The following is a 26,198-nucleotide window of genomic DNA, read 5'->3' as shown; positions in this document are numbered from 1 at the left end:
GTCACGCCCGATCCGCGACGCGCTCGCCGAGCAGGCCTTGTGGCCGGACGAGGAGGACGACGATGAGGAGGACGAACGCCCAGACGTTGGACCAGGCTCCGCCGCCGAGCTGCTGCATGCCGGGGATGTCCTCGATGTAGGCGATCGAGAGTGCTTCGGCGAGGCCGAGGACGACGCCGCCGACCATGGCGCCGTAGATGTTGCCGATGCCGCCGAGGACGGCTGCGGTGAAGGCCTTGAGGCCGAGGATGAAGCCCATCTCGAAGTTGATCTGGCCTTTGTCGACGCCGTAGGCGACGGCGGCGACGGCGGCGAACGCGGCGCCGATGGCGAAGGCCATGACGATGATGCGGTCGGTGTTGATGCCCATGAGTTTGGCGGTGTCGGGGTCCTGGGCGGTGGCTTGCATGGCGCGGCCGCTGCGGCTCTTGGAGACGAAGACGCCGAGGGCGAGCATGCAGAGCGGGGCGAGGGCGAGGACGAAGGCGTCGGCGCGCTGGATGGCCAGGTTGTGGGTGATCTGGTAGGCGTCGCCCTTGAATTCGGGGAAGCTGACGGCCTTCTTGGCGTCGGGGTAGAACTGCCAGACGAGTTGCTGGAGGGCGATCGAGAGGCCGATGGCGGTGATGAGGGGGGCGAGCCGGGGTGCGCTGCGCAGGGGGCGGTAGGCGAAGCGTTCGGCTGCGGTGGCTACGGCGACGGAGGCGAGGGCGCCTCCGATGATCATGAGGGGTATCGCCACCAGGAGTGAGGTTCCGCTGGGGAGTGCGGTGTAGGTGGTGAGGGCGCCGAAGCCGCCGATCATGAATATTTCGCCGTGGGCGAAGTTGATGAGCTGGACTATGCCGTAGACCATGGTGTACCCGATGGCGATGAGGCCGTAGAGGGCACCGAGGGCAAGGCCGTTGGCCAGCTGTTGCGGCAGTTCGTTCACCGCAGGGCCTCCGATGAGCGTGTCGGATATGACTCCGCGCGAGGGCGCTGTGCGCGCCCTCGCGCGGTGTGGTCCGTGGGGACCGGGTGGTGGTGGGGCCGGGGCCGGTGGGTTACTGGTTGAAGGTGGCGCTCTTGACGGAGACCCACTTGCCGCCTTCGACCTTGTAGACCGTGAGCTGCTTGTTGGTGGTGTCGCCGTACTCGTCGAAGGCGACCTTGCCGGTCACGCCTTCGAAGGAGACCTTGGAGAGGGCTTCGACGACGGCGCCGCGGGCGTCGGTGGGGAGCTTGCCGTTGTTGGCGGCGGCGACGGCCTTGACGGCCTGGATGATGGACCAGCCGGCGTCGTAGGAGTAGCCGCCGTAGGCCGCGTAGGGGTCCTTGTAGCCGGCTGCCTGGTAGTCGGCGATGAAGGTCTTGGCGGTGGCGAGTTCTTCGACGGGGTAGCCGATGGAGGTGGAGAGGTCGCCTTCGTTGGCCTCGCCGGAGGCGCTGATGAAGGCGGGGTCCTGGATGCCGTCGCCGCCCATGGTGGGGATCTTGGCGCCGGTCTTCTTGATCTGGTCGGCGAGGAGGCCGCCTTCGGGGTACTGGCCGCCGAAGTAGACGGAGTCGGCGCCGGAGGTCTTGACCTTGTCGGCGGTGGAGGAGAAGTCGGTCTCCTTCACGGTGATGTGGTCGGTGCCGGCGATCTCGCCGCCGAGGCGCTTGAACTCGGTGGAGAAGATTTCGGCGAGGCCGGCGCCGTAGGTCTGCTTGTCGTCGACGACGAAGACCTTCTTCTTGCCGGCGTCGTTGAAGAGGTACTGGGCGGCGAACTTGCCCTGGACGACGTCGGTGGCGGCGGTGCGGAAGTAGGTCTTGAAGGGGCGCTTGAACTCGCCCTTGCCCCAGTTGTCGCCCTGGCTGAGGGAGGGGTTGGTGTTGGCGGGGGAGATCTGGGCGAGGTTGGCGGCGGCGAAGACGCCCTGCATCTGCTGGGAGACGCCGGAGTTCAGGGGGCCGACGACGCCGACGACGTCCTTGTTGCCGACGAGTTTGGTGGCGTTGGCCTGGCCGGAGGCGGGGACGGCCTGGTCGTCGAGGGCTTCGACCTTGAACTCTATGCCGGGGACCTCGTTGTTCTTGTTCGCGGTCTTGGCGGCGAGGTCCACGGAGTTCTTGATGCCCTGGCCGAGCGCGGAGAGCGAGCCGGTGAGGGGGGCGTCGACGCCGATGACGACGACGGTCTTCTTGTCGCCGCCGGTGTCCCCGGTGGCCTTCCCTTCGTCGCGTGATCCGCAGGCGGTGAGGGTCAGTGCTCCCGTGGTGATCACGGTGGTGAGGACGAGCAAAGAACGGTGTCGCACGTTTCTTCCTTTCCCTGGCGCGGCTCCCTCGGTGGGGTGCCGTGTGGTCGCCGGGCTGCACTGGGAGGTTCACGGCCGTGCTGATGGGTCGCGCCCGGCGGCGCGGTGACTGGCCGTGACTCTAGGCCCGAGGTGGTGAGTGCGGGGAGCGGGGAAAGGAGGATGTGACGCTCTTGTTATGCCGGGGCCGGGAATGTGTGGTGGGAGTGTGGACAGATCGGGCGTTTAGCGGCGTGCGGGAATGTCCGCATGGTGAGAACTCCCTGTTCTTTTAAGGGGCTTGAGGCCCTCATGGTGCTGTCGTCGGTCGAATGGGGCCGAATGTGGCTGCGTGTGTCCGAAAGAATGCGGCGGCTGGTCTTTCTTAGGGGAAAAGGATGATTCCGTAGGGCGCGTGTGTGACGCAGCGTAAGGAATCTCCATGATCCATTCGAAGGGGATGGATCATGTCCCGGTGCCGGAAACCCGCTGCGACCTGCGGTGGGGCCGTATGCCACCGGGTGCCCGGAAGCCGGACAGCGTGCGCGGGATTCCGGTGAACCCCTCAGGGTGCGGGCGGCCGGTCGGCGGGGCTGCCCGTCGCGCCGTCCTCCTCGGCGCAGCGCCGGGCGGTGAACCGGTCGATCAGGGCCAGCGCCGCGTCCCGCCCGTGCGCCCGTTCCTCGGCCCGGCCTGCGGCGACGGCGTCCTCGTGGATCGCGTACTGGGCGGGGGACAGCCCCTTCTGCTCCCAGTCCAGGCCGGACCAGGTGGTGCCCTTGAGGGTCTCCCCGGCCCAGTAGGAGACGAGGACGGCGCAGATCCGGGCGGGGGAGGAGGGGGCCGGGGCCGGGGTGGGAGAGGCCGCCGGGGAGGGTGGGGCGGGAGTGGAGCACGCGGACAGTGCGAGGGCCGCGAAGGCGGCGAGCGCGACGGCGGGAGCGGCGCGACGGGCCGCGGTGCGTGGCGGGGTCCCCATGGGAGGACGGTAGGCGGTCACCATCGGTGAGGCAACGGCGGTGGCGGAACCCGCGCGCGGTGGCGGATTCCGGACGGTGCCGGGCGGGCGGCGGGCGGGTGCCGGACGGGTGGCGGGCGGGTGGCCGGGCCGCCCCTGGCCCGGGAGCTGTCACCGGAGCCGGGGCGGCCCTGCCGTGCCCTGCCGTGCCCTGCCGTGCCGTGGGGTCAGGCCGCGGCGGCCTCCTCCTCGTCGGCGGGGCCGTCCGCGCCGGTGGTTCCCGTGGACCCGGTGCTCTCCCCGGCGCCGGGGAACGCGGCACGGTTCGCGGTCGCGGTCGCGGCGGCGGCCGGGCCGGCGTCCCGCAGCAGGCAGGTCAGCCGGGCGGTGCAGACCCGCCGGTCTTCCTCGTCGGTGATCACGATCTCGTACGTGGCGGTGGAACGGCCCCGGTGGACGGGGGTGGCCACGCCCGTGACCAGGCCGGAGCGGACGCCCCGGTGGTGGGTGCAGTTGAGGTCCACGCCGACGGCGATCCGGCCGATGCCGCCGTGCAGCATCGCGCCGACCGAGCCCAGGGTCTCGGCGAGCACGGCGGAGGCCCCGCCGTGCAGCAGCCCGTACGGCTGGGTGTTGCCCTCGACGGGCATGGTGGCGACGACCCGGTCGGCCGAAGCCTCAAGGACGCGGATGTCCATGCGCTCGCCGAGGTGGCCCGCCGAGAACAGCGAGGGCAGGTCGATGCCCAGGGCCGCGTACTCGTCGAGGACCTCCTGCGGGAACTTCACGGTGTGCTGCTCGCCCATGGGCCGGCTCCGTTCTTCGACACTTGTCGGTCGTCACTGATCACTCGTCGGTCGTCCTGTCCGTCGGCCGTTCTATCAGGCCGGTCCGAAGAGGAGTGGTCAGGCGGGTTCGAAGCGGACGACGACGGACTTGCTCGCGGGGGTGTTGCTGGTGTCCGCGGTGGAGCCGAGCGGGATCAGCACGTTGGTCTCCGGGTAGTAGGCGGCGGCGCAGCCGCGGGCGGTCGGGTAGTGCACGACGCGGAAGCCCGGCGCGCGCCGCTCCACGCCGTCCTTCCACTCGCTGACCAGGTCCGTGTACGCGCCGTCGGCGAGGCCGAGTTCCGCCGCGTCCTCGGGGTGGACCATGACGACGCGGCGGCCTCCGGTGATGCCCCGGTAGCGGTCGTCGAGTCCGTAGATGGTGGTGTTGTACTGGTCGTGGCTGCGCAGGGTCTGGAGCAGCAGCCGTCCCGGCGGGACGTGCGGGTACTCCACGGGGGCGGCGGTGAAGTTGGCCTTGCCGGTGGTGGTGGGGAAGCGGCGTTCGTCGCGCGGGGCGTGCGGGAGCTGGAAGCCGCCGGGGTGGGCCACGCGGGCGTTGAAGTCCTCGAAGCCGGGGACGACGCGGGAGATCCGGTCGCGGACGGTGGCGTAGTCCTGTTCGAACTCCTCCCACGGGGTGGTGGAGGCGGGGCCGAGGACGGCGCGGGCCAGCCGGGCCACGATCGCGGGTTCGGAGAGCAGGTGGGGGGAGGCGGGGGCGAGGTTGCCGCGGGAGGCGTGGACCATGCCCATGGAGTCCTCGACGGTGACGAACTGCTTGCCGGAGCGCTGGACGTCCTTGTCGGTGCGGCCGAGGGTGGGCAGGATCAGGGCGCGGCGGCCGGTGACGGTGTGGGAGCGGTTGAGTTTGGTGGAGACGTGCACGGTGAGGCGGGCGCGGCGCAGTGCGGCCTCGGTGACCTCGGTGTCGGGGGTGGCGGCGGCGAAGTTGCCGCCCATGGCGAAGAAGACCTTGGCCTCGCCGTCGCGGAGGGCTTCGATGGCGCGGACCACGTCGTAGCCGTGCCGGCGTGGTGAGGTGATGCCGAATTCGCGGTCGAGGGCGTCGAGGAAGGCGGGTGCGGGGCGTTCGAAGATGCCCATGGTGCGGTCGCCCTGGACGTTGGAGTGGCCGCGGACGGGGCAGACGCCGGCGCCGGGGCGGCCGATGGCGCCGCGCAGCAGCAGGAGGTTGACGACCTCGCGGATGGTGGCGACGGCGTGTTTGTGCTGGGTGAGGCCCATGGCCCAGCAGACGATGGTGCGCCGTGAGGCGAGGACCATGGCGAGGGCGTGTTCGATGTCGGGGCGGGTGAGGCCGGTGGCGGTGAGGGTCTCGTCCCAGTCGGTCCGGGCGGCGGTGGCCGCGAACTCCTCGTAGCCGTGGGTGTGTTCGCGGATGAAGTCCTGGTCGGTGGCGCCCTCGGTCTCCAGGACCAGTTTGTTGAGGAGACGGAAGAGGGCCTGGTCGCCGCCGATGCGGATCTGGAGGAAGAGGTCGTTGAGGGCGGTGCCCCGGAGCATGCCGAGGGGGGTCTGGGGGTTCTTGAACCGCTCCATCCCGGCCTCGGGGAGCGGGTTGACCGAGATGATCTTCGCTCCGGCGGACTTGGCCTTCTCCAGGGCGGAGAGCATCCGCGGGTGGTTGGTGCCCGGGTTCTGTCCGGCGACGATGATCAGGTCGGCCTGGTGGAGGTCTTCGAGGGAGACGCTGCCCTTGCCGACGCCGATGGTCTGGTTCAGGGCGGAGCCCGAGGACTCGTGGCACATGTTGGAGCAGTCGGGCAGGTTGTTGGTGCCGAACTCGCGGGCGAAGAGCTGGAAGAGGAAGGCGGCCTCGTTGCTGGTGCGGCCGGAGGTGTAGAAGAGGGCTTCGTCGGGGGAGGCGAGGGCGGTCAGTTCCTCCGCGAGGATCGCGAAGGCGCGTTCCCAGCTGACGGGTTCGTAGTGGTCGCGGCCCTCGTCGAGGAGCATGGGTTCGGTGATCCGGCCCTGCTGGCCCAGCCAGTAGCCGGAGCGGTCCGCGAGGTCGGCGAGGGAGTGCGCGGCGAAGAACGCGGGGGTGACGCGGCGCAGGGTGGCCTCTTCCGCGACGGCCTTGGCGCCGTTCTCGCAGAATTCGGCGGTGTGCCGCCTGTCGCCCTCGGGCCAGGCGCAGCCGGGGCAGTCGAAGCCGTTCTTCTGGTTGACCTTGAGGAGGGTGCGGGCGGTCCGGACCAGGCCCATCTGCTGGTGGGCGATCTTCAGGGTGTGCCCGATCGCGGGCAGTCCGGCGGCGGCGTGCTGAGGGGGCGCGACCTGCGGCGCGTCCTGTACGGGATCACCTGCGGGCGGTGTGGAGGCCATGTCGCTCCCCTTCGGGGTCCGGTCGGCGCGGCGGCGCCGCCGCGCGTCTTGGCGTACGTGTGTCGCGTACACCTTTGATCCTGTCACGCTCCTGTGACATCGGGGGGTGCGGGCCGGGGCCCGCCGAGGTCGCCCCCTGTCCGCGCCGCCCCGCCCTTGTCCGGCCCCTGCCGGGCCCGCGTCCGCGCTCGTCCGGGTTTGTCGGTGGGGGCGCCTAGGATCGGGGGTGTGGCAGAGACAGCAGCGAAGACGACCGACCAGACGACCGCGGCGGACCGCCCCCGCCTGATGCTCATGGACGGGCACTCCCTGGCGTACCGGGCGTTCTTCGCCCTGCCCGCGGAGAACTTCACGACGGGCACGGGCCAGCCGACCAACGCCGTCTACGGCTTCGCGTCGATGCTGGCGAACACCTTGCGCGACGAGGCGCCCACGCACTTCGCGGTGGCGTTCGACGTGTCCCGCAAGACGTGGCGGTCGGTGGAGTTCCCCGAGTACAAGGCGAACCGTTCCAAGACGCCCGACGAGTTCAAGGGGCAGGTCGAGCTGATCGGCGAGCTGCTCGACGCGATGCGGGTGCCGCGGTTCGCGGTCGACGGCTTCGAGGCCGACGACGTGATCGCGACGCTGGCGACGCAGGCCGAGGCGCTCGGTTTTGACGTGCTGATCGTCACCGGTGACCGGGACTCCTTCCAGCTCGTCTCCGAGCACACCACCGTGCTCTACCCGACCAAGGGCGTCTCCGAGCTGACCCGCTTCACGCCCGCGAAGGTGGAGGAGAAGTACGGGCTCACCCCGAGCCAGTACCCGGACTTCGCGGCGCTGCGCGGTGACCCGTCCGACAACCTGCCGGGCATTCCGGGGGTCGGGGAGAAGACCGCCGCCAAGTGGATCACCCAGTTCGGGTCGTTCGCGGAGCTGGTGGAGCGGGCCGAGGAGGTCAAGGGCAAGGCCGGGCAGAACTTCCGGGACCACCTGGAGGCCGTGAAGCTCAACCGGGTCCTGACCGAGATGGTCAAGGACGTCGAGCTGCCGATGACCCCGGACGCTCTGGCCCGCGCCCCGTACGACCGCTCCGCCGTCACCGGGGTGCTGGACGTGTTGGAGATCCGCAACGCCTCGCTGCGGGAGCGGCTGCTGGCCGTGGACCCGGGCGCGGCCCAGGAGGAGGCCCCGGCTCCGGCGGCCGGGGTGGAGCTTGACGCGTCCGTGCTGGGCACGGGCGAGCTGGCGCCGTGGCTGGAGAGCCACGCGGGCGGGCCGCTGGGCATCGCGACCGTCGACAGCTGGGCGCTGGGCACGGGCCGGGTCACCGAGGTCGCGCTGGCCGCGGCCGGGGGCGCGGCGGCCTGGTTCGACCCGGCCGCGCTGGACGAGGCCGACGAGCGGGCCTTCGTGGCCTGGGCGTCGGACCCGGCGCGCCCCAAGACGGTGCACAACGCCAAGGGCCTGATGCGGGTCTTCCCGGAGCACGGCTGGAGCCTCGCCGGGGTCGCCATGGACACGGCGCTCGCCGCGTACCTGGCCAAGCCGGGCCGCCGGTCCTTCGCGCTGGACGTGCTCTCCGTGGAGTACCTGGGCCGTGAGCTCCAGCCCGCCGCGGCCGACGGTCAGCTGGCCTTCGGCGCCGACGACACGGCCGAGGCCGAGGCGCTGATGGCGCAGGCCCGCGCCGTCCTGGACCTGGGCGGGGCGCTCACCGGCAGGCTCGCGGAGGTGGGCGCCGCCGGGCTGCTGCACGACATGGAGCTGCCGACGTCGGAGCTGCTGGCGCGGATGGAGCGGGTGGGCATCGCCGCCGACCGCGACCACCTGGAGGGCATGGAGCGGCAGTTCGCGGCGGCCGTGCAGCAGGCGGTGAAGGAGGCGCACGCGGCGGTCGGCCACGAGTTCAACCTCGGCTCGCCCAAGCAGCTCCAGGAGGTGTTCTTCGGCGAGCTGGACCTGCCGAAGACGAAGAAGACCAAGACGGGTTACACCACGGACGCGGACGCGCTGGCCTGGCTGGCGACCCGGACCGACCACGAACTCCCGGTGATCATGCTGCGGCACCGGGAGCAGGCCAAGCTGCGGGTCACCGTCGAGGGCCTGGTCAAGACGGTCGCCGAGGACGGGCGGGTGCACACCAGCTTCAGCCAGACCGTCGCCGCGACCGGGCGGCTGTCCTCCACCGACCCGAACCTGCAGAACGTGCCGGTGCGCACCGACGAGGGCCGGGCGATCCGCCGCGGGTTCGTGGTCGGCGCGGGCTTCGAGTCGCTGATGACGGCCGACTACAGCCAGATCGAGCTGCGCGTCATGGCGCACCTCTCCGAGGACGCGGGCCTGATCGAGGCGTTCGCGACCGGCGAGGACCTGCACACCACCGTGGCCTCCCAGGTGTTCGGCGTGGAGCGCTCCGAGGTCGACGCCGAGATGCGGCGCAAGATCAAGGCGATGTCGTACGGGCTCGCGTACGGGCTGTCGGCCTTCGGCCTGGCCCAGCAGCTGAACATCGACCCGGCCGAGGCGCGGGGTCTGATGGAGACCTTCTTCGAGCGGTTCGGCGGGGTCCGTGACTACCTCCAGCGGGTCGTGGACGAGGCCCGCGCCACCGGGTACACGGCGACGGTCTTCGGCCGCCGCCGCTATCTGCCGGACCTCAACAGTGACAACCGCCAGCGCCGTGAGGCCGCCGAGCGGATGGCGCTGAACGCCCCGATCCAGGGCACCGCCGCGGACATCGTCAAGGTGGCCATGCTCCGGGTGGACAAGGCGATCGCCGAGGCGGGGCTGGCCTCGCGGATGCTGCTCCAGGTCCACGACGAGATCGTGCTGGAGATCGCCCCGGGCGAGCGGGAGCGGGTCGAGGAGCTGGTGCGCCGGGAGATGGCCGCCGCCGTCGACCTGCGGGCCCCGCTCGACGTGTCGGTGGGCGTCGGCCCCGACTGGGAGTCCGCCGCCCACTGAGCCGCGCACCGCCCCCACGCCCGTTCCCGCCGGAGGAGTCAGCCGGCGGGGACGGGCGTTCGCGTGTCTTCGGGACCGGGACCGGGGCCGGGGCGGTGGGTGCGGCCGGAGTGGTTCCCCTCTTGGGCCCGCGTTGCTACCGTGCCCCGCCCTGACCCGTTCCACCGGATCGTGGAGGCCCGGATGCGCGCGTTCCTCGCCGCGGCCGGAGGGCTCGCCCTCGCGGTGCTGCTCGTCCTCGCCGTCACGGCGACGGGGGAGCCCGGGGGCGGGACCTCCCCCAGACCCCTGCTCACCACCGTGCCCACCGCACCCGGACCGTAGGCGGGGCCGCCGTGCGACGCCGTGCGAGTCTGGTCCTGCTGGCCCTGGCCGTGTGCTGCGCGGCCCTCGCGCCACTGCTGCGCTGGTACGCCTACCCCCGGCTGGCCAAGGTCCCGCCGGGCCAGTACCAGGAGACGGTCCTGGAGGCGAGGGACGCGACCCTCCTCGACCACACCGACGGGATGCGGCCCAAGAAGGTCGACAAGGTCACGATCGTCCAGACCCTCAAGGGGAACGTGGAGGCGTCGCGGGAGATCGAGGCGGGCACGGGCCGGGACGTCGTCGTGTGGGACACGCTCTCCCACATCGTCGGCCCGGACGGCCGGACGGTCTCCCAGATCCCCGAGCGCTACATCTTCGACGCGCACACCCAGGAACCGGTGCACGCCCCCGGCGAGGCCGTCGACGGGGACCCGGTCCGGCGCGAGGGCATCGAGTTCAAGTGGCCCTTCTTCGCCGAACCCCGCGACCACCTCTACTTCGACGCGCAGACCCGCACCTCGTCCCCGATCCACTACGTGGGGCCGCGTACCTTCCGCGGCATGGACGTCCACTACTTCGAGCAGACCGTGCCGTGGACCAAGGTCCCCATGCCGAAGAAGATGCCGGTCGAGGGCATCGACCCGGCGACGATCGAACAGAGCACCGGCACCACCCTCTGGTACACGACCAAGCGGATGTTCTGGGTCGAACCGGTGACCGGGGCGCCCGTCAACGGCGAGGAGATCATCCAGCAGGAGATGCGCGGCGGGCTCGCGGCCGGGGCGCCCGACGGCAGGCTCACCGCCTTCGCCGGGCACGTGCGGATGCGCGAGGACTACAGCAGGCACACGGCCGCCCTGGTCGCGGCGAACCGTACGAAGATCCTCGCGCTGCACACCTACGCCCCGGGCGGCCTCGCGGCGGGCGCGCCGGTGCTCCTGGGGCTCGCGCTGTGGCTGGAGGCCCGGGGCCGCCGCCGCGCCGACGGCGAGGGAGGCCCCGGGGCCGGCGGTCCGGTCAGCGCCTGAGCCGGGCGTTGGTGTGCCGGGTGGGCTCGGCGGTCGCCGGGTCCTCGGGCCACGGGTGCTTGGGGTAGCGCCCGCGCAGCTCGGCGCGGACGGCGCGGTAGCCGCCCCGCCAGAAGGACGCGAGGTCGGCGGTGACGGCCGCGGGGCGTCCGGCGGGCGACAGCAGGTGCACGAGTACGGGCACCCCCGCCACCCGGGGCGTCTCGGCCAGCCCGAACAGCTCCTGGAGCTTGACGGCCAGCACCGGCTGTTCCCCGCCGTAGTCGACGCGGACCCGGGAACCGCTCGGCACCTCGATCCGCTCCGGCGCCAGCGCGTCGAGCCGGACGGCCTCGCCCGTGGCCCAGGGCAGCAGCCGGTTCAGGGCCTGCCCGGCGTCGATCCGCCCGAGGTCGGCCCCGCGCCGGGCCCGGGACAGCTCGGGCTCCAGCCAGTCGTCGGCCCGCTCCAGCAGGGCGTGGTCGTCCGCCACCCCGGGCCAGGGCGCGCCGAGCGTCCGGTGCAGGAAGTCCAGCCGGGCCCGGAGCGACCTCGCCTCCGGGGACCAGCGCAGCAGCCCGAGCCCCTCCGCGCGGAGCCCGTCGAGGAGGGCGGCCCGCAGCCGCCCGGGGTCCGGGGCGCGCAGCGGCCGTACGGCCAGCTCGACCGCCCCGAGCCGGGTCACCGACCGGGCGAGGAGCTCCCCCTCCTCCCAGCGGACCTCCTCCACGGTGGCCAGCAGGTGCCCGGCGGCCTCCCGGGCGCTCTCCTCGTCGAGCACGGCGCCCAGCCGGACCCGGGCGGACGCGGCGTGCGCGGCCCGGTCGGCGACCGCGACGGCCAGCCAGGGCGCGCTGCGCAGCCGGGACCCCTCCCCCAGCTCGGCCCCGGTCCCGGAGGCCATGAGGAAGACCCCCTCACCCTTGGCCTTCGCCACCCGCTCCGGGAACGCCAGCGCCGCGACCAGCCCGGCGGCGGCGTCGTCGGGCACGGAGCCCGCCCCCGCCCCGCCCCTCCCCGGACCGGCACCCGCGGGGTCCCGTACGGACCGTTCCAGGCGGCGGGCCTCCGTGCGCCAGCGGGCCGCGTACCCGTCGCCGCCCCGGCGGGCCCGGCGCCACGCCTCGGCCAGGTCGTCGCCGTACTCCCGGGGCGGCTCCTCGCTCAGCAGGGCCACCAGCTCCGCAGCCCGCGGCGCGCCCAGCACCCGCGCGCCGTCCAGCAGGGCGCGGGCCAGCCGCGGGTGCAGCCCGAGCCGGGCCATCCGCAGCCCGCGCGGGGTCGGACGGCCCGCGCCGTCCACCGCGTCCACCGCGCCCAGCACCTCCCGCGCCGCGGCCATCGCCCCGGCCGGCGGCCGGTCCAGCAACGCCAGCCCGGTCGCGTCCGGGTCGCCCCAGCAGGCGGCCTGCAACGCGAACCGGGCCAGGTCCGCGAGCCGGATCTCGGGGGCGGGGAACGCGGGCAGGCGCCCGTCCTCGGCCTCCGTCCAGCACCGGTACACCACCCCCGGCGCCTCGCGCCCGGCCCGGCCCGCCCGCTGGCGCCCGGCCGCGCGGGAGGCCCGTACGGTCGTCAGCGCGCCCAGCCCCCGCGCGTGGTCCGTCCGGGGCTCGCGGGCCAGCCCGGAGTCGACCACCACCCGCACCCCGGGCACGGTCAGGCTCGACTCCGCGACCGCCGTCGCCAGGATCACCCGTCGGTGGTCCGCGGCCGTCAGCGCCGCGTCCTGCACGGCCGCCGGGGCCCGGCCGTGGACCTGGAGCACCTGCGCGTCCACCCCGGCCAGCTGCCCGGCGACCCGGGCGATCTCCCCGACGCCGGGCAGGAAGCACAGGACGTCGCCCGCCCGCTCCGCCAGCGCCCGCCGCACCACCGACGCCACGTGCGTCAGCTGCGCCGGATCGACCCGCATCCCGTGCGGCGGGCGCACCGGCCGGGGCGGCGGGGCCCAGACCGTCTCCACCGGGTACGAGATCCCCGCCGCCTCCACCACCGGGGCGCCGCCCAGCAGCCGGGCCCACCCGGCCGCGTCGGTCGTCGCCGAGGCCGCCACCAGGCGCAGCTCCGGCCGCAGGGTCTCCCGTACGTCCAGGAGGAAGGCGGCGGCCGTGTCGGCGTCCAGGTGCCGTTCGTGGCACTCGTCCAGGACGACCACGTCCGTGCCGGCCAGCTCCTGGTCGCGCTGGAGCCGTTGCAGGAGAACCCCGGTGGTGACCACCTCCACCACCGTCCCGGGGCCCACCACCCGCTCCCCGCGCACGGCGAAGCCCACCGAGGCGCCCACCTGCTCGCCCAGCAGCCAGGCCATCCGCCGCGCCGCCGCGCGGGCGGCGATCCGGCGCGGCTCGGCCACCACGACCCGGCGCCGGGCCCCGCCCCCCACCAGCCCCGCCAGGACCAGGGGCACCAGGGTGGTCTTGCCGGTGCCGGGCGGCGCGCAGAGCACCGCGGTGCCGTGGCCCTCCAGCGCCGCGACCAGCGCGGGCACGGCCTCGCGTACGGGAAGGGCGTCGAGCGCGGCGGTACGGATCACGTCAGCCGCGCTCGCAGACGAAGATCGCCGTGCCGGGGATCAGGTTGCCGCGCAGCGGGGACCAGCCGCCCCACTCCTGGCTGTTCCACTCCGGCCACTGGGGCTCGACCAGGTCCACCAGCCGGAACCCGCCCGCCACCACGTCCCGGACCCGGTCGCCCAGGGTCCGGTGGTGCTCGACATAGACCGCGCGCCCCTCCTCGTCCTGCTCGACGTACGGGGTCCGGTCGAAGTAGGAGGCGGCGACGGAGAGTCCCTCGGGGCCGGGCTCGTCGGGGAAGGCCCAGCGGACGGGGTGGGTGACGGAGAAGACCCAGCGGCCCCCGGGGCGCAGGACCCGGTGGACCTCGCGCATGACGTTCACCGGGTCGGCGACGAAGGGGACGGCCCCGTAGGCGGAGCAGGCGAGGTCGAAGGAGCCGTCGCGGAAGGGCAGCCGCCCGGCGTCGGCCTCGACCAGCGCGACCTCGTCCCCGAGCCGCAGGGCGTGCTGGAGCTGGCGGTGCGAGAGGTCGAGGGCGACCGGGCGGGCGCCCTGGGCGGCCAGCCAGCGCGAGCACTGCGCGGCGCCCGCCCCGATCTCCAGGACGTCCTTGCCGGCGAGGGAGGAGGCGGGCCCCAGCAGGGCCGCCTCCGCCTCGTCCAGCCCCTCCGGGCCCCAGACGAAGCGGTCGTCGCCGAGGAACGCGCCGTGCTCGCTCTGGTACTCGTCGGCGTTGCGGTCCCACCAGCCACGGCTGGCCCGGCTGCTCTCCGTCTCCCCGGCGTCACGCCGGGTGGCCTGGCCCTCGTCGCCGGCCGTGCCTTCGGCCTCGTACGCGTCTTCGGAGGCGTAGTCCTCTTGGTTCATGGGGCCCGTCGTCGTAGTCTGCGGAGTCTCGGAACGCGGCGAGAAAGGCCATCACGGCCTCCCCGCCTACGAATTGTGCCGGTGATGCGGTGATCCGCCCGGAGTGTGCGCCTTCGCGCATTGACCCTGTCCGGCTGCCCCCGTATGCTACAAGTTGCGCTGCGAGCCTGTGCTCCTCAGACCTAGCAGGCTGCGCTTGTATCTGTCGATGTCCCCTCGGTTTTCGAGGCCCTGTCCGTTCCGTGCGGATCAGGGGTCTCCTTGGCTGTCCGGCTTCGGCAGATGCCGATAAGGGCTCCCGGCGTAGCAGTACCTACGACTTTCTGTCCGTAACCGGAGCCCTTACCCACATGACGAGCAGCACCGAGACCACCGCCACCACTCCGCAGGTTGCGGTCAACGACATCGGTGACGAGGCAGCGTTCCTCGCCGCGATCGACGAGACGATCAAGTACTTCAACGACGGCGACATCGTCGACGGCGTCATCGTGAAGGTGGACCGGGACGAGGTTCTCCTCGACATCGGTTACAAGACCGAAGGCGTCATCCCGAGCCGCGAGCTCTCGATCAAGCACGATGTCGACCCGAACGAGGTCGTCAAGGTCGGCGACGAGATCGAGGCCCTGGTTCTCCAGAAGGAGGACAAGGAAGGCCGTCTGATCCTGTCCAAGAAGCGCGCCCAGTACGAGCGCGCCTGGGGCACGATCGAGAAGATCAAGGAAGAAGACGGCATCGTCACCGGTACCGTCATCGAGGTCGTCAAGGGTGGTCTCATCCTCGACATCGGCCTCCGTGGCTTCCTGCCGGCCTCGCTCGTCGAGATGCGTCGCGTCCGCGACCTCCAGCCCTACGTGGGCAAGGAGCTCGAAGCGAAGATCATCGAGCTGGACAAGAACCGCAACAACGTGGTCCTGTCCCGCCGTGCCTGGCTCGAGCAGACCCAGTCCGAGGTTCGCCAGACGTTCCTCACCACCCTGCAGAAGGGTCAGGTCCGCTCCGGCGTCGTCTCCTCGATCGTCAACTTCGGTGCCTTCGTGGACCTGGGTGGCGTCGACGGTCTCGTCCACGTCTCCGAGCTGTCCTGGAAGCACATCGACCACCCGTCCGAGGTTGTCGAGGTCGGCCAGGAGGTCACCGTCGAGGTTCTCGACGTGGACATGGACCGCGAGCGCGTCTCCCTGTCGCTGAAGGCGACGCAGGAAGACCCGTGGCAGCAGTTCGCCCGGACCCACCAGATCGGTCAGGTCGTCCCGGGTAAGGTCACCAAGCTGGTTCCGTTCGGTGCGTTCGTCCGCGTGGACGAGGGCATCGAGGGTCTGGTCCACATCTCCGAGCTGGCCGAGCGCCACGTGGAGATCCCGGAGCAGGTCGTCCAGGTCAACGACGAGATCTTCGTCAAGGTCATCGACATCGACCTTGAGCGTCGCCGGATCTCGCTGTCGCTGAAGCAGGCCAACGAGTCCTTCGGTGCCGACCCGGCGTCGGTCGAGTTCGACCCGACCCTGTACGGCATGGCCGCGTCCTACGACGACCAGGGCAACTACATCTACCCCGAGGGCTTCGACCCCGAGACCAACGACTGGCTCGAGGGCTTCGACAAGCAGCGCGAGGCCTGGGAGACCCAGTACGCCGAGGCGCAGCAGCGCTTCGAGCAGCACCAGGCGCAGGTCATCAAGAGCCGCGAGGCCGACGAGGCCGCCGCTGCCGAGGGTGCTGCCGCTCCGGCCGCCAGTGGCAACGCCGGTGCGACCATCTCGGGTGGTTCCTACTCCTCGGAGTCGGACGAGACCTCCGGCGCCCTGGCGTCGGACGAGGCCCTGGCCGCGCTCCGCGAGAAGCTGGCCGGCGGCCAGAGCTGATCGCAGCGCGCTTCACACCCCGGTGTGAGCAGAGCTGAGTCGAGTTGAACGGTGAGGCCCGTCCCCTTCGGGGGGCGGGCCTCACCGCGTTTCCCCCCTCGCTTTCCCGTCCCGTCCCGCCCTTGTTCCGGCCCCGTCCCGCGCCCCGTTCCGTTGCGATCAGGTGAACCCGGCCCGGGCGGGGAATGGAGACGTGACCTTGGACGTTCTTGCTGAGAACGCGGCGAGGAGGAGTGGTGGCGGTGCTTGATCCACAGGGTTTGTACGAATGGGACGCCAAGGGACTGGCGGTGGCGGACCTGGCGCTGGCCCAGGACTCGGCCGGGCTGATCATGCTCTACCACTTCGAGGGGTACATCGACGCGGGCGAGGCCGGCGAACAGATCGTCGAGCGGCTCCTCGACACCCTGCCCCACCAGGTCGTGGCCCGTTTCGACGCGGACCGGCTGGTGGACTACCGGGCCCGCAGGCCGCTGCTGACCTTCCAGCGCGACCACTGGACCCAGTTCGAGGAACCCCGGCTGGAGGTCCGTCTCGTCCAGGACGCCACGGGCGCGCCCTTCCTGCTGCTCTCCGGCCCGGAGCCGGACGTGGAGTGGGAGCGCTTCGCCGTCGCCGTCCGGCAGATCGTGGAGCGGCTCGGCGTGCGGCTCGCGGTCAACTTCCACGGCATCCCGATGGGCGTCCCGCACACGCGCCCCGTCGGCATCACCCCGCACGGCAACCGCACCGACCTCATGCCGGGCCACCGCAGCCCGTTCGACGAGGCGCAGGTGCCGGGTAGCGCCGAGTCCCTGGTCGAGTTCCGCCTCGCCCAGGCCGGGCACGACGTGCTGGGCGTCGCCGCGCACGTACCGCACTACGTCGCCCGCTCCCCCTACCCGGACGCCGCGCTCACGGTGCTGGAGGCCGTCACGGCGGCGACCGGACTGGTCCTGCCCGCCGTGGCGCACGCCCTGCGCACCGAGGCGCACCGCACACAGACGGAGATCGACCGGCAGATCCGCGAGGGCGACGACGAACTGGTCGCCCTGGTCCAGGGACTGGAACACCAGTACGACGCGGCGGCCGGCGCCGAGACCCGGGGCAACATGATCGCCGAGCCGACGGAGATCCCCTCGGCGGACGAGATCGGCCGCGAGTTCGAACGGTTCCTGGCGGAGCGCGAGGGCGAGGGATAGCCGAGGGCCCGCGCGGGCCGGGGTGGAGCCCGAGGCCGGACCGCCGCCCGAGGGCGGCCGGGGAGCGCTTAGGCTGCGGGCCATGCTGAAAGTGGGCCTGACAGGCGGAATCGGTGCCGGCAAGAGCGAGGTCTCGCGGCTGCTGGCGGGGTACGGGGCGGTCGTCGTGGACGCCGACCGGATCGCGCGGGAGGTCGTGGAGCCGGGCACGCCCGGACTCGCGGCCGTCGTAGCGGCCTTCGGGGAGTCCGTACTGACGGCCGACGGCGCCCTGGACCGGCCGAAGCTGGGGGCGCTCGTCTTCGCGGACCCGGCCGAGCTGCGGACCCTCAACGCGATCGTGCACCCGCTGGTCGGCGCCCGGTCGGCCGAACTGGAGGCCGCCGCGGGGCCGGACGCGATCGTGGTGCACGACGTGCCGCTGCTCACGGAGAACGGCCTGGCACCGCTGTACGACCTGGTGGTCGTGGTGGACGCCGCGCCCCGGACGCGGCTGGCGCGGCTCGTCGGGCGGCGCGGGATGACCGAGGAGGAGGCGCGGTCCCGGATGGCCGCGCAGGCCACCCGGGAACAGCGGCTCGCGGTGGCGTCGCTTGTGATCGACAACGACGGCCCGCTGGAGGAGCTGGAACCCCAGGTGCGCGCGGTGTGGAAGGAACTCACGGCGCGGGCGGCCGGGCGGTGACCCTTGCCCCGGCGGGGCGGTGACCCTGCCCCGGCCGGGCCGCCGCGGCCGGACTCACCGGTTGCGCGGCGGCTCGTACGGGGGGACGTCCGGGCCGGGCTGGTAGTGCGGGCCCTGGTGGATGTGGTGGAGCACCACGGCCAGGTCCACGGCGGCCAGCAGCGCGAGCACCCCGCAGGCCGCCGCCCAGCCGGGGCTGCCCGCCAGCGAGAACACGGCGGCCCCGGCGGCGGCCCAGAGCAGCCCCCACAGACTGAGCCAGAACCGCAGCCGCAGCGGACTGCGGGCGGTCAGCGGCTCGTTTCCGGAACGCATGGCCATCGCCTCGCATCGGCCGCCCGCCCCGGCCCGGCAGCTCCCTGCCGGGCCGGGGCCTTTGTTCCATGGTCCCACCGGGAACCCGCCGGGAGAACGGCGCGAGCCGTCAGGGGACGAGCTTGTGCACGGCCGTGGTGGTGGTCTGCTTGAACGCGGCGACCGGGGCCTCGGGCAGCTGGCCCATCTGCCCCCACTGCACGACGGTCACGGTGGAGCCGTCGCGGCCGATCCCGTAGAGGCCGACGCCGTGCGCGGAGTCGGGGACCGAGACGCCCACCCCGTAGACGTGCGCGCCCTCCTCGACGGGCAGCGTCCCGTAGTCCTGCCAGGAGGCCGTCCCGCCCGGGTTCGTCCGCAGCCAGTCGGCGGCGCAGGCCGCGACCTTGCGCTCCAGGGAGGCGGCGAGCTTGGTGGCGGCGGCGGGCGAGGCGGTGCGTACGGAGATCTGGGTGGCGTGGGCGTCGACCTCGGTGCTGAAGGCACGGTGCCAGGAGCCCGCCGCCGGGAGCACGCCCTCCAGGCAGAACGGCGTGGTCCCGGGCAGCCCCGCGGTGACCGCGCCGGAGGACCAGGGGGAGTGGGGGTTCGCCGGGAGGTCGGAGCCGTTGACGAACCCGGGTGCGGTGGCGGCCGCGGCTGTGGTGGTGAGGAGGAGGGCGCCGGCCGCCGCGACGAGGGCGGTGGCGAGCGTGGCGGTGGTGCCGGAACGTCGGAACACGGTGGGTACTTCCGTTTCTTGATGGGCTGTGGTGTCGCCGGGTACGTCAAAAGCCTCCCCCCGGGCCGGGGCGCCGGGCCATGGATTGGGGCGGATTCGGGACACTGGAACGACCGTACGGTCTCTCACCTGGGGGAACATGCCTGGTATGGAACGCAGTCGTGGGACGGGGAACGTGGTGCGCACGGGTGGGGGCGAGGGGGAACCGGAGCGGTTCGCCCGGCTGATGCGGGAGTTGAAGGGGCGTGCGGGCCTCAGTTACGGGGCGCTGGCGCGCAAGCTGCACACCAGCACCTCGACCCTGCACCGCTACTGCAACGGGGAGGCACTGCCCGCGGAGTTCGCGGTGGTGGATCGTTTCGCCCGGCTCTGCGGGGCCACCCCGGGGGAGGCGGTGGAGCTGCACCGGGCGTGGCTGCTGGCGGACGCGCGACGGCGGGCGACGGCGCGCGTCCCGGAGGCGACGACGGCGACGGGGGCGGTCGCCGTGGCCGTGGCAGGGGCAGTGCCGGAGGTCGTGGAGGCGGTGGTGCCGGAGGTCGCGGAAGGGGCTGCGGAGGAGGGCGTGCCGGAGGTCGTGGAGGCGGCTGTGGGGGCGGGCGCGGAGGTGGAGGTGGCGGTGGACGTCGCGGAGGGCGCGGTGGTGGAGCTCGCCGTGCCGGACCAGGCGCCCCGGCCGCTCTGGTACCGGCGGCGGGCGACGACGGCCGCCGCCGTGGGGGTGACGATGGGCGCGGTGGCCATGGCGGTGCTGGCGGCTGCCGGCGGGCCGGAACGCGGCACGCCGACGGCGGGGCCGGACGCGGGCCGGGCCGCCACGGCGGCGGCTTCCGGAGCGGTCCCGGGGCCGCTCACGCCGTCGGTGCTGACCTCGCGGTCGCCGGGGCTGTCGCCGCCCCCTTCGCCGTCCCCGTTCCTGTCCCCGTCCCCGCTTCCGTCCTCCTCTCCGACGGTCCCGTCGGGCGGTGGGCCGTCGGCTCCCCCTCCGGCGCCGGGACCCACCCCGGCTTCGGCGGCGCCGTTGCGGGCCGCCGTACGGTCACACGTGTGGGCGGCGGGCTGCGACCACTCCTACCTCACCGAGCGGGCCCCGCGGTCCGTGCCCGCGCCGCCCCTGGAGGAGGACGCGTCCGCCTGGGCGTCGGCGCAGCGCGCCGTGCACGCCGGGTCCCAGATCGTGGAGGTCACCCTGCACGGCACGGGTGCGGGCGCGGTGGTCCTGGAGGGCCTGGGGGTACGGGTGACGGACCGGCGCACCCCGCCGGCCTGGAACGTCTACCGGATGTCACTGGGGTGCGGCGGGGCGCTCACCCCGGCGGTCTTCGCCGTCAACCTGGACGCGCCGCGCCCGCTGGCCCGGCCCGTCGAGGGGAACAACGAGGGCACCACGCTCCCGGCCCCCGTCTTCCCGATGAGCGTCTCGGCGGCCGAACCGGTGGTCCTGCGGGTGGAGGCCACCACCGCGGACTGCGACTGCGACTGGTCACTCGACCTGCGCTGGACCGGACCGTCCGGCTCCGGGACCCTGCGCATCGACGACGGAGGCCGCCCGCTGCGCACCAGCGCCGCCGCCGGCCGTCCCGTGTACGGGTACGCGGACGACCTGGGCCGCTGGACCCGCTGACCTGACCTGACCTGAACGGTCCGGGTCCGGGTAGGGGGCGGGGGCCCGGTCCGGGTCCGGGTACGGGGCGAGGGGGCGGGGCCGGGAGCGGTGTCCCGGTGCCCGATCTTCCGTAAGGCCAGGTCAGCGGGTTTGTCAGTGGCCGCGCCTAGACTCGTGGGGACACGTCATTCGCAGCAAACGGGGGGAGGGGACGCCATGACACCGCAGCCGAAGCCGCAGCCGGGCGGGGGTGCGCGGGCGTTGCTGCGGCACGCCTGTGTCTTCCTGCCCGCGGCCGTCCCCCGGGAGGGCCGCGTCGCCTTCTGGGCGCCGGACGGCGACGCCCTGCCCGATGCCGGGACGCCGGTCCCGCTCACCGTCGTCCGCCCGCACGGTGACGGGGTCCGCGGCCGGACCGTGCCCGCCGTGACCTTCCCCGTCGTCGAGGCCCTGCCCCTGTTCGTCCACGCGGCCCGCAGCCCCGCCGCGCACCCCGCCACCCGCGCCTGGGCCACCGCCGCCGTCCAGGCGCTCACCCTGGTCGCCCGGGGCCGGCTGCTGCCCGGGGTCACCCCCGAGGGGGTGGACGCCTGGCGTGCCGGGCCGCTCGACGCAGGGGACGTCGACCACCTCCGCGCGGTCGCCGCCGCCCTGCCGTACGAGGGGTACGCGACCCCGCTGGCGGGCCGCCGTCCGCTCCAGCTGCCCGAACCGGAGGCGCTGGTCCGGGCGTTCCTGGACGCCGTCGCCGACAGCCTGCCCCGGACCCCCGCCGCGCCCGTGGCCGCGGGCCGGCCGTTCGCCGCACAGGAGCCGCAGCGGGTGCCCGGCATGCGGGACTGGGCCGCGCGGGTCGCGGCCGGGGCCGACACCGGTGTCGGTGTCTCGCTCCGGCTCGACCTCTCCGCCTTCCGCCTCTTCGACGAGGCGGAGGGCGAGGAGACCCGGCGGGCCGGGGCCGCCGTCGTCCAGGTCCACAGCCTCGCCGATCCGACCCTGGTCACCGATGCCGGGGCGCTGTGGGCGGGTTCCGCCGCCGCCGGGTTCGGCCCCCGGGCCCGGATCGACGCCGTCCTCGCGCTGCGCCGGGCGGCCAGGGTCTGGCCCCCGCTGCTGCGCCTGCTGGACCAGCCCGTGCCCGATGCCCTGGCCCTGTCCGATCCGGAGCTCGAAGACCTGCTGGGCGTGGCCGCGACCCGGCTGGCGGATGCCGGGGTCCTGGTCCACTGGCCGCGCGAGCTGGCCCGTTCCCTGTCCGCGACCGCCGTCGTACGCTCCACCGCGCCCGGCTCGGCCACGGACGGCACCCCCTTCTTCGACGCGGAGCACCTCTTCGCCTTCTCCTGGGAGCTGGCGCTCGGCGGGGACCGGCTCACCCCGGGGGAGATGGAGACCCTCGCCCAGGCCCACCGGCCCGTGGTGCGGCTGCGGGACCAGTGGGTGCGGGTCGATCCGGAGCTGGTGCGCAAGGCCCGCAAGCGGGAGCTGGGGCTGCTGGACCCGGTGGACGCGCTGGCCACCGTGCTGACGGGGACGGCCGAGGTCGAGGGGGAGGCGGTGGAGGTGGTTCCGGTGGGGGCGCTGGCCGCCCTGCGGGACCGGCTGACGGGCGAGCAGGCACCGGTCCCGCAGCCCGCCGCGCTGAAGGCCACGCTGCGGGACTACCAGGCGCGCGGTCTGGCCTGGCTGGACCTGATGACCTCGCTGGGCCTCGGCGGCTGCCTCGCCGACGACATGGGCCTGGGCAAGACGGTCACGCTGATCGCCCTGCACCTGCACCGCGACCGGCCCGAGCCGACGCTCGTGGTGTGTCCCGCGTCGCTGCTGGGCAACTGGCAGCGGGAGATCGAGAGGTTCGCCCCGGGCACGCCGGTGCGCCGTTTCCACGGCGCCGGCCGGAACCTGGACGGCCTGGCCGGGGGGTTCGTGCTCACCACGTACGGGACGATGCGGGCCGCCGCCCCGGAGCTGGCCGGGCGGAGCTGGGGCATGGTCGTCGCCGATGAGGCGCAGCACGTCAAGAACCCGTACTCGGCGACGGCGAAGGCGCTGCGCACCATCGGGGCTCCGGCCCGGGTGGCCCTGACCGGGACCCCGGTGGAGAACAACCTCTCCGAGCTGTGGGCGCTGCTGGACTGGACCACCCCCGGGCTGCTGGGGCCGCTGACCGCCTTCCGGGCGCGCCACGCGCGTCCGGTCGAGCACCAGCAGGAGGAGGACGGGGGCAACGAGGCGGCGGTGGCCCGGCTGGCCGCGCTGGTACGGCCGTTCCTGCTGCGGCGCCGCAAGTCCGATCCCGGGATCGTGCCCGAGCTGCCACCGAAGACGGAGACCGACCATCCGGTGTCGCTGACCCGTGAGCAGGCTTCGCTCTACCAGGCGGCGGTGGACGAGGCGATGGCCGTCATCGGGGCGAGCGAGGGCATCGAGCGGCGCGGCATGATCATGAAGTTGCTGGCCTCGCTCAAGCAGATCTGCAACCATCCCGCGCAGTTCCTGAAGGAGGAGCAGCCGAGGCTCCCGCACCGTTCGGGCAAGCTCGCCCTGCTGGACGAGTTGCTGGACACGATCCTGGCCGAGGGCGGTGCGGTACTGGTCTTCACCCAGTACGTGACCATGGCCCGGCTCATCGAGCGCCATCTGTCGGCCCGGGGGATCTCCCACCAGTTCCTGCACGGCGGGACGCCGGTGCCGCGCCGTCAGGAGCTGGTGGACCGGTTCCAGGCGGGTGAGGTCCCGGTCTTCCTGCTGTCGCTGAAGGCGGCGGGCACGGGTCTGAACCTGACGCGGGCCGGTCATGTCATCCATTTCGACCGCTGGTGGAACCCGGCGGTCGAGGAGCAGGCCACCGACCGCGCCTACCGGATCGGCCAGACCCAGCCCGTCCAGGTGCACCGGATCATCGCGGAGGGCACGGTCGAGGACCGGATCGCCGAGATGCTGGAGGCGAAGCGGGCCCTGGCCGATGCCGTGCTGGGCTCCGGCGAGTCGGCGCTGACCGAGCTGACCGACCGGGAGCTGGCCGATCTGGTCTCCCTGCGGAGGCCCGCGTGATCACCGTGCGCGACGACCGCCGTCGCACCTTCGAGACGCTGCCCGCCGGGGCGGAGGCGGTGAGCTGGTGGGGCCGGGCCTGGGTGGCCGCGCTGGAGAAGGTCTCGCGTGACGCGGCCCGCCTGGACCGGGGCCGTGCGTACGCGGTCTCGGGCAAGGTCGACGCGGTGACGGTCACGCCCGGCCGGATCGTGGCGTACGTACGGGGCGGCCGGCCCCGCCCGTACCGGACCGAGCTGCTGGTCCCGGCCTTCGCGGACGCGCGGTGGGAGGAGCTCCTGGAGGCGGTGGCGGCCGATCCCGGCGCGCTGGCCGCGCTGCTGGAGCGGGAGGTCCCGGAGGGTCTCGCGGGGGCGGTCCTGCCCGGCGCGGGTGAGCTCCTGCCGCGCTGTTCCTGCCCGGACTCCGGTCCGGCGCCGTGCAAGCACGCCGCGGCCCTCTGCTACCGGGCGGCCCGGATGCTGGACGAGGACCCGTTCGTGCTGCTGCTGCTCCGCGGCCGGGGGGAGCGGGAGCTCCTCGACGAGCTGGCCCGCCGCAGCGCCGCCCACGGTGCCCGTGAGCGGTCCGGTGCCGCGCCGGACTTCCCCGGTGTCCCGGCCCGGTCGGCGCGGGCCCGTACGAGTCTGCCCCCGCTGCCCGCGCCGCTCGGGGCGCCCGCCGCGGTGGGGCACCCGCAGGCGTGTCCGGCCGACGCCTCGGCCCCGGACCCGCTGGCCCTGGACCAGCTGGCCTCCGACGCCGCGGCCAGGGCGTTCGCCCTGCTGGCCACCGCCGAGGACCCGGTCTCGGGGCTCAGCCTCTGGCAGGACGCCGTCCGGCTGGCCTCCGCGCACCCCACGGCGGGGCTGACCGGGGCGGCCCGCGCCCTCTACCGTGACCTGGCCCGTGCGACCGGGCGCACCACGACCGACCTGGCGCGGGCGGCGTCGGCCTGGCGCCAGGGCGGCCGCCCCGCTCTTGCCGTCCTCGAAGAGCCCTGGGACCCTCCGGCCGGTCCCTTCGACCGGGCCCGTCCGGCGCTCCTCGCCGCCGGGCAGGGTTCCTTCCGCCCCGACCGCAACCGTCTCACCGCCGGGGTCCGTCAGCTCCGCCTCGGCCGTGACGGGCTCTGGTACGCCTACGAGTCCCGCCCGGAGGCCGAGGACTGGTGGCCCACCGGCCACTCCGCCCCGGACCCTGTCACCGCCCTGCCGCACTGACCCTCGCCGGGGAGGGCCCCGGCCCCGGCCGGGGCCCCGGTCCTGCGGTGCGGGTCGGCCCGGAGTCCGGTGGCTCCGGTGGGCGCCGGGCCGTGGTCTGCCCCGCCCTGCGGAGCCGAGGCCGGGCCGCTCGGCGGCTGCCGCGTCGGCCCGCGTCGGCCCGGGGCGGCGCGGGCTCAGCGGGGCTCCTGGCCGCCCACGCCACCGTCGTTTCCGCCACCGCCACCGCCCACGCCGCCGTCGTTTCCGCCCACGCCGCCCACGCCGCCGTCGTTTCCGCCGCCGCGCGCGGGGGCGCTCGTGGCGGCGGCCTCCGGGGAGGGCCGGTTCCCGGGCCCCGCCGCCGGGGTGCGCCAGCCGTCGAGGATCGCGTCGATCTCCGAGGCCAGCCGGGCCCTGGCCGCGAAACGGGGGACCCCGGCCATCAGCAGGGCGTCGTACGCGGTGTCGGCGTGCCGCACGGCGGCCCGGACCGCCATGGAGACCGCCGGTTCGCCCAGGGCGCGGCCTGCGGCGCTCCGGCCCACCCTGCCGCTGCCGCGCACCGAGGCGTGGGCGGCGATGGCCGATGCCCGGCCGTCCGGGCACCCGGGGAACAGCCGGCGTATCTCGGCGGCGAAGGCCGCCGTGAACCGGGTGTCCTCGGCCTCCCGGCGCAGCCGGTCACGGGCGCGACGGCGGGCCCGTGCCTCGGCGTCCGCGAGACAGGCGCGCTCCGCGCGGGCCAGGGCGGCGTCCTCGACGAGGAGCCCCTGACGCCGGTACCGGCGGCGGCGCCGGTCGAAGCGGACGACGACCGCCGAGAGCGAACTCGCCTCACGGGCGCGGCGGGTGAGCGCCGCGTCGCCGCGCGGCAGGTAGACCAGATGCCCGAGGTCGGCGCAGTCCAGGCAGCGCGGCACACCGGCCTCGCGCACGAGGTGCCGGAGCGGGCCCCGCCGGCACCGCGCGCAGGAGATCCGCTTCGCCGACTCGAACACGATGAGGCTCATGGTGAGGTGATACCGCCGTGCGCACCTCTTATCACTTTGTACACAGCCGCAGTTGGTGTTTCATCAAGTTCTTCGAGATGTCCTGAACTGCTTCTACCGTGAGGCGGTCGGACCGGATCACGGCCGGTCCGTGGCGAGGAGGGTTCATGCGTGGACGGCAGACGGTGGTGGGGCCGCCGAGGGCGCGCGCCGCGAAGGACCAGCCGGTACGGGAGATCGTCATAGCACCGGGCGGCTGTACGGGCTGGCACTACCACCGTGTCGAACTGCACGCGGTGGTCAGGGCGGGGACCTTGACCCGTGTCCTGAACGACCACACCGTCCAGGTGCATCCGGTCGGAACCCGCTTCGTGGAGCGGGCGGGCATCCTCCACGTCCACCTGGGACACAACCTCGGCACCGAACCGGTCGTGCTCCACGTGACCCCGGTCCTTCCCGAGAGCCCGCCCTTCGCGATATCCGCCCCGGCCCCGTACGGAGCCGCGCCGGGGGTCTGCTGCGGGCACGCCCCGTGAGCGCGCCCGCCTCCGCGAGGCC

The 26,198-nt window shown here is 73.7% G+C and carries 19 protein-coding genes and 1 pseudogene; 10 read left to right on the top strand and 10 right to left on the bottom strand.

Going from position 1 to position 26,198, the window contains the following annotated elements:
• Nucleotide 1: 1 nt before the first annotated feature.
• The 5 genes from ACIA5F_RS13190 to ACIA5F_RS13170 form a co-directional block, all read right to left on the bottom strand.
• Nucleotides 2-934: a branched-chain amino acid ABC transporter permease gene (locus tag ACIA5F_RS13190; RefSeq protein WP_399352132.1), complete on the bottom strand. Its 933-nt coding sequence runs from the start codon at nucleotides 932-934 to the stop codon at nucleotides 2-4.
• A gap of 112 nt (nucleotides 935-1,046) precedes the next feature.
• The gene (locus tag ACIA5F_RS13185; protein ID WP_399352130.1) at nucleotides 1,047-2,285 is read right to left on the bottom strand and encodes a branched-chain amino acid ABC transporter substrate-binding protein; all 1,239 of its coding nucleotides are present in this window, start codon (nucleotides 2,283-2,285) and stop codon (nucleotides 1,047-1,049) included.
• Nucleotides 2,286-2,829: 544 nt separating this feature from the next.
• On the bottom strand, nucleotides 2,830-3,243 hold the full coding sequence (locus tag ACIA5F_RS13180; RefSeq protein ID WP_399352128.1) for a hypothetical protein: 414 nt from the start codon (nucleotides 3,241-3,243) through the stop codon (nucleotides 2,830-2,832).
• Between the two features lie 206 nt (nucleotides 3,244-3,449).
• A complete protein-coding gene (locus ACIA5F_RS13175) occupies nucleotides 3,450-4,028 on the bottom strand; it encodes a PaaI family thioesterase (protein WP_399352126.1) in 579 nt (192 codons plus the stop codon).
• 99 nt (nucleotides 4,029-4,127) lie between these two features.
• Nucleotides 4,128-6,398, bottom strand: coding sequence for an FdhF/YdeP family oxidoreductase (locus ACIA5F_RS13170; RefSeq protein ID WP_399352125.1), 2,271 nt, complete (start codon nucleotides 6,396-6,398; stop codon nucleotides 4,128-4,130).
• Between the two features lie 288 nt (nucleotides 6,399-6,686).
• Between ACIA5F_RS13170 and polA the strand changes: the two genes are divergently transcribed.
• From polA to ACIA5F_RS13155, 3 genes are all read left to right on the top strand, one after another.
• The gene (gene polA / locus ACIA5F_RS13165) at nucleotides 6,687-9,347 is read left to right on the top strand and encodes a DNA polymerase I (protein WP_399352359.1); all 2,661 of its coding nucleotides are present in this window, start codon (nucleotides 6,687-6,689) and stop codon (nucleotides 9,345-9,347) included.
• A gap of 141 nt (nucleotides 9,348-9,488) precedes the next feature.
• On the top strand, nucleotides 9,489-9,671 hold the full coding sequence (locus ACIA5F_RS13160) for an SPW_0924 family protein (RefSeq protein ID WP_399352122.1): 183 nt from the start codon (nucleotides 9,489-9,491) through the stop codon (nucleotides 9,669-9,671).
• An 11-nt stretch (nucleotides 9,672-9,682) separates the two neighbouring features.
• Nucleotides 9,683-10,681, top strand: coding sequence for a DUF3068 domain-containing protein (locus ACIA5F_RS13155; protein WP_399352120.1), 999 nt, complete (start codon nucleotides 9,683-9,685; stop codon nucleotides 10,679-10,681).
• Here the strand turns inward: ACIA5F_RS13155 and hrpB are convergent.
• Together hrpB and ACIA5F_RS13145 are read right to left on the bottom strand one after the other, a co-directional pair.
• On the bottom strand, nucleotides 10,671-13,196 hold the full coding sequence (gene hrpB / locus ACIA5F_RS13150) for an ATP-dependent helicase HrpB (RefSeq protein WP_399352118.1): 2,526 nt from the start codon (nucleotides 13,194-13,196) through the stop codon (nucleotides 10,671-10,673). The two genes, ACIA5F_RS13155 and hrpB, sit on opposite strands and share 11 nt — an antisense overlap.
• A 1-nt stretch (nucleotide 13,197) precedes the next feature.
• Complete coding sequence (locus tag ACIA5F_RS13145) at nucleotides 13,198-14,046, bottom strand: class I SAM-dependent methyltransferase (RefSeq protein WP_399352117.1); 849 nt, start codon at nucleotides 14,044-14,046, stop codon at nucleotides 13,198-13,200.
• A gap of 350 nt (nucleotides 14,047-14,396) precedes the next feature.
• Between ACIA5F_RS13145 and rpsA the strand changes: the two genes are divergently transcribed.
• The 3 genes from rpsA to coaE all read left to right on the top strand — a co-directional run bounded on the left by rpsA (nucleotide 14,397) and on the right by coaE (nucleotide 17,771).
• Nucleotides 14,397-15,905 carry a 30S ribosomal protein S1 gene (rpsA, locus tag ACIA5F_RS13140; RefSeq protein WP_399352116.1) on the top strand — a complete coding sequence of 503 codons (1,509 nt, stop codon included), beginning with the start codon at nucleotides 14,397-14,399 and terminating at the stop codon, nucleotides 15,903-15,905.
• 242 nt (nucleotides 15,906-16,147) lie between these two features.
• The gene (locus tag ACIA5F_RS13135) at nucleotides 16,148-17,086 is read left to right on the top strand and encodes a PAC2 family protein (protein WP_399352114.1); all 939 of its coding nucleotides are present in this window, start codon (nucleotides 16,148-16,150) and stop codon (nucleotides 17,084-17,086) included.
• 82 nt (nucleotides 17,087-17,168) lie between these two features.
• A complete protein-coding gene (coaE, locus tag ACIA5F_RS13130; RefSeq protein ID WP_399352112.1) occupies nucleotides 17,169-17,771 on the top strand; it encodes a dephospho-CoA kinase in 603 nt (200 codons plus the stop codon).
• Between the two features lie 54 nt (nucleotides 17,772-17,825).
• Here coaE and ACIA5F_RS13125 read toward each other — a convergent pair whose 3' ends face one another.
• Together ACIA5F_RS13125 and ACIA5F_RS13120 are read right to left on the bottom strand one after the other, a co-directional pair.
• Nucleotides 17,826-18,086 carry a DUF6343 family protein gene (locus tag ACIA5F_RS13125; RefSeq protein ID WP_399352110.1) on the bottom strand — a complete coding sequence of 87 codons (261 nt, stop codon included), beginning with the start codon at nucleotides 18,084-18,086 and terminating at the stop codon, nucleotides 17,826-17,828.
• Between the two features lie 109 nt (nucleotides 18,087-18,195).
• Nucleotides 18,196-18,807 (bottom strand): hypothetical protein, encoded by a 612-nt coding sequence (locus tag ACIA5F_RS13120; protein ID WP_399352108.1) that lies wholly within the window; start codon nucleotides 18,805-18,807, stop codon nucleotides 18,196-18,198.
• Nucleotides 18,808-18,955: 148 nt separating this feature from the next.
• On the opposite strand from ACIA5F_RS13120, the gene ACIA5F_RS13115 reads away from it, so the two are divergent.
• The 3 genes from ACIA5F_RS13115 (at nucleotide 18,956) to ACIA5F_RS13105 (ending at nucleotide 24,669) form a co-directional block, all read left to right on the top strand.
• On the top strand, nucleotides 18,956-20,431 hold the full coding sequence (locus ACIA5F_RS13115; protein ID WP_399352106.1) for a helix-turn-helix domain-containing protein: 1,476 nt from the start codon (nucleotides 18,956-18,958) through the stop codon (nucleotides 20,429-20,431).
• 198 nt (nucleotides 20,432-20,629) lie between these two features.
• Nucleotides 20,630-23,467: an SNF2-related protein gene (locus ACIA5F_RS13110; protein ID WP_399352104.1), complete on the top strand. Its 2,838-nt coding sequence runs from the start codon at nucleotides 20,630-20,632 to the stop codon at nucleotides 23,465-23,467.
• Nucleotides 23,464-24,669, top strand: a complete 1,206-nt coding sequence (locus ACIA5F_RS13105) for an SWIM zinc finger family protein (protein ID WP_399352102.1) — start codon at nucleotides 23,464-23,466, stop codon at nucleotides 24,667-24,669. The genes ACIA5F_RS13110 and ACIA5F_RS13105 overlap by 4 nt, the downstream gene beginning before the upstream one ends.
• 344 nt (nucleotides 24,670-25,013) lie before the next feature.
• Here ACIA5F_RS13105 and ACIA5F_RS13100 read toward each other — a convergent pair.
• Nucleotides 25,014-25,661 (bottom strand): annotated as a pseudogene (locus ACIA5F_RS13100) (DUF2293 domain-containing protein); the annotation flags it as partial.
• Between the two features lie 146 nt (nucleotides 25,662-25,807).
• Between ACIA5F_RS13100 and ACIA5F_RS13095 the strand changes: the two are divergent.
• Entirely contained in the window at nucleotides 25,808-26,176 is a 369-nt protein-coding gene (locus tag ACIA5F_RS13095) for a cupin domain-containing protein (RefSeq protein WP_399352100.1), read from the top strand.
• The last annotated feature ends 22 nt before the right edge of the window (nucleotides 26,177-26,198 follow it).

Source organism: Streptomyces sp. NPDC051567 (assembly GCF_044454165.1).
Lineage (GTDB): Bacteria > Actinomycetota > Actinomycetes > Streptomycetales > Streptomycetaceae > Streptomyces.
Note: the sequence above shows the minus strand (reverse complement) of the source record. Positions and strands in the feature narration are given on the sequence as shown.

What these genes read in the sequence shown, in the direction of transcription:
- ACIA5F_RS13095 (WP_399352100.1), top strand. Translation starts at nt 25,808, where the DNA reads ATGCGTGGACGGCAGACGGTGGTGGGGCCGCCGAGGGCGCGCGCCGCG.
- ACIA5F_RS13115 (WP_399352106.1), top strand. Translation starts at nt 18,956, where the DNA reads ATGGAACGCAGTCGTGGGACGGGGAACGTGGTGCGCACGGGTGGGGGC.
- ACIA5F_RS13110 (WP_399352104.1), top strand. Translation starts at nt 20,630, where the DNA reads ATGACACCGCAGCCGAAGCCGCAGCCGGGCGGGGGTGCGCGGGCGTTG.
- coaE (WP_399352112.1), top strand. Translation starts at nt 17,169, where the DNA reads ATGCTGAAAGTGGGCCTGACAGGCGGAATCGGTGCCGGCAAGAGCGAG.
- ACIA5F_RS13175 (WP_399352126.1), bottom strand. Translation starts at nt 4,028, where the DNA reads ATGGGCGAGCAGCACACCGTGAAGTTCCCGCAGGAGGTCCTCGACGAG.
- ACIA5F_RS13125 (WP_399352110.1), bottom strand. Translation starts at nt 18,086, where the DNA reads ATGCGTTCCGGAAACGAGCCGCTGACCGCCCGCAGTCCGCTGCGGCTG.
- ACIA5F_RS13145 (WP_399352117.1), bottom strand. Translation starts at nt 14,046, where the DNA reads ATGAACCAAGAGGACTACGCCTCCGAAGACGCGTACGAGGCCGAAGGC.
- ACIA5F_RS13180 (WP_399352128.1), bottom strand. Translation starts at nt 3,243, where the DNA reads ATGGGGACCCCGCCACGCACCGCGGCCCGTCGCGCCGCTCCCGCCGTC.
- polA (WP_399352359.1), top strand. Translation starts at nt 6,687, where the DNA reads ATGCTCATGGACGGGCACTCCCTGGCGTACCGGGCGTTCTTCGCCCTG.
- rpsA (WP_399352116.1), top strand. Translation starts at nt 14,397, where the DNA reads ATGACGAGCAGCACCGAGACCACCGCCACCACTCCGCAGGTTGCGGTC.
- ACIA5F_RS13170 (WP_399352125.1), bottom strand. Translation starts at nt 6,398, where the DNA reads ATGGCCTCCACACCGCCCGCAGGTGATCCCGTACAGGACGCGCCGCAG.